We start from the raw sequence: 6,085 nt of genomic DNA on the forward strand, positions 1-6,085 counted from the left end.
ATAAGATACTTTGCAGAAGAAGTAAGAGCTTCTTGAAAGGTAGTTGTATTGTTTATATAATTCATGGCATGGATCTTCATTTTGGTTGAGATGCTACATTTTGCAGGATGCAACTCAAACATAAAGGAAGATCCTTTTTTATTCAATGCATAAATAATTTTTATTTTTTGCAATCACATAAAAAAAGTGATTGACCAAAAATTGACGCAGATTCAGTCCCCGGGGCGCAGTGACCGGCGTTTATTGCGAAATAACTCACAGTATGGTAGAGTCCCGTAAAATTATCTGAACCGATTGTTTTTATAATTATCTATATTTTTATAACTCTCAGTCTGTGAGAGTGTATGTTTTGCCGTGATGGCAGAACCGGTCAGGATAAAACTTATCAGTTTGTTTGAGGGGGATTTATATGAACAGATTTGCTTCTCTGCTTATGCTCGGAGCATTTTCAGTAATGACTACAACCGGCTGTACCGCCATTCTGGCAGGCAGCGCCATTGGGGCAGGTGCCGTAGTTGCGGCTGACGGCAGAACCGTCGGAACAATGGTGGATGACGAAGGTATTGAACTCAAGGCAAGCAAATACCTTTCAAACAACCGTGAAATCTATGAAGCATCAAAGCTTGATGCCACTTCCGTGAACGGAAATGTTCTTCTTACCGGTCAGTGTCGTGACAAGGAATATATTGAATATATCGTAACCAGGGTAAAGGCTATTCCTGAAGTTAAGAACGTCATTAACAGAATCGAAATGATTGAACCTCTTGGAATGTCTGAACGTTCAACCGATACCTGGATTACCACCAAGGTAAAGACCCAGCTTCTTTTCGGTCAGCAGATTAATTCCGGCAGATTCAAGGTTATCACTGAAAACAGGGTGGTATACCTTATCGGTGTGGTAAATCACAGTGAAGCCAATCGTGCCGTAAATGTTGCAAGAGGCATTGACGGAGTTAAGAAGGTGGTTAAGATTTTTGAATACATGGAAGACAAGGGAACAGCCAACGTGGTAAACGGTGACGCTGCGACCGCTCCCTCATCTTCATCAGGCGCGTCTAATACTGCGACCCCTGCGGCTGCGGAAAGTCCTGCGTTCTATGAAGACAATTCAATAATGGAACAGCCTGTGACCATGAGCTCAGGAACTGCTTCCTCAGCTCCCGGAACAACAGGTACCCGTCAGGCAAAGCCTGTATATGACCTGGTTGAGGAAAACGTGCCGCTGGAGTCTGCTCCTGCAGCCTCATCTGCAGACAGTTCATCTGATCTGTTCATCATTGAATAGGGAAACTGAAGAAAGGTCCCGAAAGGGACTTTCATAAAGTTTTTTTGATGTGTATTGACCGGAATGCCATTTTACGGTGTTCCGGTTTTTCATTATTAGATGAACGGATCATTTAAAGTGCACCAATGTTCAAAAATGTATCATTATTACCTCTGTATTTTCGGTAAAGACATCATCAAAAAGAGTCAAAAATGCCCCAAAAATAAAAAAAACGGAAAAATATGAAAAAAATGCTCAAAAAGGGTGCACGAAAAAGATAGGATTCTGCACGATTTTTGTTAGTTATGGCTAATTGATTTTTTTAATGCACAAAAACAGTGAAAACCGAAAAAATATTTGATGTTATTGATATTTTTGAGTTTCTAATCGGAAATATTGAGCTAAAATATCCACTTGTTTAGTTAAGAGTCAATTCAGATTTATAAAAAATGACGAAAGTAAGGAGTCAAAAATGATTAGACTTGGTATCTATGGTTACGGTAATCTCGGCAGAGGTATCGAAAAGGCTGTTAAATTAAATCCAGACATGGAAATCGCTGCTGTATTTACCCGCAGAGATCCTTCCTCTGTACAGGTTGCCTGCGGTGCTCCGGTTGTAAGCGCTTCTCAGGTTGCTGAATGGAAGGACAAGATTGATGTTATGATTATCTGTGGCGGCAGTGCTACCGATTTACCACAGCAGACCCCTGAACTTGCTAAGTTATTCAATGTAATCGACAGTTTTGATACTCATGCCCGTATTCCTGAACACTTTGCAAATGTTGATGCCGCTGCTCGTGCCAACGGTACTCTCGGCATGATTTCAGTAGGTTGGGATCCGGGTTTATTCTCATTAAACCGTGCTTACGCTAATGCCATCCTTCCAAACGGCAAGGATTACACCTTCTGGGGTAAGGGTGTGAGCCAGGGACACTCTGATGCAGTAAGAAGAATCAAGGGTGTTAAGAATGCAAAGCAGTACACCATTCCTAAGGAAGAAGCTTTAGCAGCAGTTCGCAGCGGTTCAAATCCTGAATTAACCACCCGTCAGAAGCATTTACGTGAATGTTTCGTAGTTCTTAACGAAGGTGCTGATGCAGCTTACGTTGAAAATGAAATCAAGACCATGCCAAACTACTTCTCTGACTACGACACCATCGTTCACTTCATTTCTGAAGAAGAATTCGTAAGAGATCACAGCGGTATTGCTCACGGCGGTTTCGTAATCCGTTCAGGCTCTACCGGTGACAAGACCCACGTTATCGAATACAGCTTAAAGCTTGATTCAAATCCTGAATTCACTTCAAGCGTACTCGTTGCCTATGCCCGCGCAACTTACAGATTACGTGCGGAAGGCAAGACCGGCTGTCTCACCGTATTTGATGTTGCTCCATCATACTTAAGTCAGTTAAGCGGTGAAGAATTAAGAGCTCACATGCTCTAATATTCCGTTAGTTAACGGCTAAACCGATACAACTCCGACAGTCGGATCAGACTGCCGGAGTTTTTTGTTTCCTGAAGGAATGCAATTCCATCCCATCCCATTCCATTCCATAGAAAGGTCAATGGAGCGGACAATTTATTTTTCATGGTTTCGCACTGTGTTTTGTTTCCGTATCGGCAGATATTTTGGGCGTGCAGGCGCCACAATCATGAGAAAGCCCACAATCATGGCTCAGAGCTTGTGTTGGTTTTTACAAAAAGAAGGCAGATAGAGTATAATTAGCTCAGTTATGTTGAATTGGCTGCGCTCAGTTCCGGGCATACCGGAGGGAATATGAACGGAACACACCATATGATAAGAACAGCAGCCGGAAGATGAAAAATTAAGAGGATTAAATGTCAGAGAAATACTACAATCCCAATAACGGAACCATGTTCGATTCCAGCGTGGTTGACGGTATTCATAAACGCTATGAATTGAGGGTAAAGGATGCACAGTCACAGGTTAGTGCCGAATTCAGTGATCTTAAGAAGCTGGGTAAGGAGATCTGGCGTGCTCAGCGCTTTGAGGATATGGTTTTCGGACGCTTTGTGATTCCTACCGATCTGGTTAATGAATATGTGTCTGACATTAGAATTCCAAAGGTGTTGGACAGTCTGCAGGTTGCAACCTCCAGCATTAACAGGCTTAAGCTTACCGCAAATCATGTTAAGCTCGGCAGAATCATTCTGAATCTCTCCATAAGCGACATTATCGTCAATAAGGATAATTTCAAGCTGGCATTTGTTCTTAATTCATGGGAAATGCCTGATACCTCATGGCTTATCCGTAACATGATAAGAATCGGTATGATGGTGACCGGTCTGGAAATTTCCGCAATCAACAGAGCAATTCCGGAAATCAACGTTACAAAGAGTGAGTTCAATGCCAAGGAATACATTGTTGATCTTTCTCCGGCCATTAAGAACACCATAAGAGAACAGGATCTGTCATTCGACATGATTAGGCTTCTTGACTGGACCGTGGATGAATCTGCCGCACATCTGCAGATATCCATCAAGAGTGAACAGCTGGCCCGTTATCTGAAAAAGAGAATGCCGATTCTGTTCGACTAGGATCCCAACCAGACGGCTCGACGGAGCCGTTCGTACATTGGTCAGTAATAAGAGACCGAATCCGGACAACAACGGATTCGGTCTTCTTTGTTTTTGACGGAACGGATACAAAAAAAGGTTTTATCAAATACCAGATCTTACCGGAGTTCCACCGAAAGTTAAACAAGACTACCGCTTGGTGCCCGCTTTCGGGGAACTACCCAGAATTTATGAGGATGACAAAGCCTTTATTTTATATTCAGCAGTTCCACGCACTGTTCCGGAACTTTCTTTTTAACAGGCTTCTGAGGTTTTTCCTTCTTCTTCTTAGGATGTCTTATATCCTCCAGCCAGCTTTCCAGTTCGGCTCCGCAGCCGTCTCCTTCAGCCACTGTCGGCTGTTTTATGCAGTACAGGGCTCCGGCAGGGCATTCAAGTCTTACGTGCATATGAGCCGTGTGTCCCCACCATGGGCGAAGCTTGCGTACCCATGCACGATCGTTTTCCGGAGTATCATGACAGACCTGATTCTTAATTGCCGGATGTACGAAGATGCGGGAAACGCGGTCGTCGGTGGCTGCTAGTTTTATGAGGGTATAGGTGTCTTTGGTGTAATGAGAGTTCGTTTCCAGAAAATTGTCCTTGACGATGGTCAGAGCCCATGGAGTCTGCAGTCCGCTTTTGCTCAGGGGGCTTTTAACCATTCTGAACCATATGTCAACGTCGAGTCCTGACTGATGGCTTGCGTGACCGCGGATGAAGCGGCCGCCGCGGGGCATTGCCATGTCTCCTATGAGTAGAATTGGGAGTCCGGAGTCATGCGCTCTGCCGGCCAGATCATTAATGTACTCTACAAGAAGAGGATGACCGTAGAAACGTCGATTCTGTTGTCTGATTACCTGATAGTACGGATTTTTCAGATCCGCACTTACGGCTCCCGAAATACATCCGTTTGAATATTCTCCGATAGGCTGTGCCTCCTGTCCTGCCGGACGGGTTACACCGGCCCAGTCCGCCGGGGTTCCGGTAAGTGCCGCAGCCATGATTATAGGGGCTAAAAACATAGTTGTATCCTGCTGGTTTGGAAAAACAAAAAGTGATTCGCACGGGGACTGCTTTCTGTCTGAAATACTCTGAGATTGCAGGGGGATGGAAAGCGGATCCGGATGCATGTATCCGTACGAAATTAATTATCTGCGGGCATTATAGCTCATTACATATTCGGATAAGGCTCCCGCATCCCCGTCCGGGTCTAACAATGTGATCTTTGGGCGGTATGACGCTTAATTAATGTTTTATGGCGTAAATGACTAAAATCCACACGTCAGACTTAACATGATGAGTATGACTGACGACAGGAGAGCAAATGATGACTGGTGAAAAAAACGCTAATGATGCAAGAGAAACTGCGGGATTGTCCGTACATGAGGAGCAGGTGTCGGAAGATAAATGGGGAAGCACAGCCACTGAGGGCCTATTCTCAGAAAACGTTAAAGGGAAAAATAAGTCCTCTGATTCCGGAAGACCGGTGAGACGCGGTCTGAGACAGTATCATGAGCTTGTGCTGCTGTCGGGAGAGGCCTCGAATATTGCTGGCAGAATGCTTTCCGGAACCATGTGGAGCATTCACCGGCTCTCGGTTCTGTTGTTTTTCAGACAGAACAGTCTCAGTGAAGATGAGTTTGTTTCGGTAAGGGACGGACTTTACAGAATCTCCCACACAAGCAGGGAGCTTTATGCGGAACTCTGTTCCGTAAGAAAAAAGATTTCTGACCGCGGGCTGGATTCTCTGCTTGAGAATGTCTCTCTGTCTTCAGGCTTCAGGCGTAGGATGGTGGTAAAAAGCCCTATGGAAAAAGAGTTTCTGGTATGTCTTACCAATTTTGACAGACTGGTCGTACTGTATGAGTTTTTCTGGGTGAACAATCTCTGTAACGCCTTTTCCTGCAGAAACAGGATAACAAAGCTTAAAAACAGGATGACGGATGTCTGTGCCCAGCTTCTGGCGATAAGACACCGGCTGGACGGTAACAGTAAATAAAGTATGAAAGCAGAATTTTCTTAAATTAAAAAGGAAGAGTCGGGATCTGAAGAAGAAGGTGACGTGATGCGGAGGAACCGGTGAACCAGAAAATAGGACGGCAAGCTCTGCAGGCAGGATGTTTGCGCAACGGAAAAGTGGAAAAATGGCTCAATCATTAATTTTATGTGATCGCTGATTCCTGATGTACTTCTTCCTACTCGCATCTATGACTTTCAGGAAAAAGTATTCGTCATCCGGAT

The 6,085-nt window shown here is 44.4% G+C and carries 5 protein-coding genes; 4 read left to right on the forward strand and 1 reads right to left on the reverse strand.

Annotated features, from left to right (window positions below):
• Positions 1 to 409: 409 nt before the first annotated feature.
• The 3 genes from QZU58_RS09590 (at position 410) to QZU58_RS09600 (ending at position 3,823) form a co-directional block, all read left to right on the forward strand.
• Positions 410 to 1,285, forward strand: coding sequence for a BON domain-containing protein (locus QZU58_RS09590; RefSeq protein WP_294463525.1), 876 nt, complete (start codon positions 410 to 412; stop codon positions 1,283 to 1,285).
• Between the two features lie 451 nt (positions 1,286 to 1,736).
• Positions 1,737 to 2,708, forward strand: a complete 972-nt coding sequence (locus QZU58_RS09595) for a diaminopimelate dehydrogenase (protein ID WP_294496334.1) — start codon at positions 1,737 to 1,739, stop codon at positions 2,706 to 2,708.
• Positions 2,709 to 3,103: 395 nt separating this feature from the next.
• Positions 3,104 to 3,823 (forward strand): hypothetical protein, encoded by a 720-nt coding sequence (locus QZU58_RS09600; protein WP_294496336.1) that lies wholly within the window; start codon positions 3,104 to 3,106, stop codon positions 3,821 to 3,823.
• Positions 3,824 to 4,050: 227 nt separating this feature from the next.
• Here the strand turns inward: QZU58_RS09600 and mepA are convergent, their stop codons facing one another.
• Complete coding sequence (gene mepA, locus QZU58_RS09605; RefSeq protein WP_294496338.1) at positions 4,051 to 4,866, reverse strand: penicillin-insensitive murein endopeptidase; 816 nt, start codon at positions 4,864 to 4,866, stop codon at positions 4,051 to 4,053.
• 302 nt (positions 4,867 to 5,168) lie between these two features.
• Between mepA and QZU58_RS09610 the strand changes: the two genes are divergently transcribed.
• Positions 5,169 to 5,843, forward strand: a complete 675-nt coding sequence (locus QZU58_RS09610; protein WP_294496340.1) for a hypothetical protein — start codon at positions 5,169 to 5,171, stop codon at positions 5,841 to 5,843.
• Positions 5,844 to 6,085 lie beyond the last annotated feature (242 nt).

It is taken from the genome of uncultured Ruminobacter sp. (assembly GCA_902764345.1).
Lineage (GTDB): Bacteria > Pseudomonadota > Gammaproteobacteria > Enterobacterales > Succinivibrionaceae > Ruminobacter.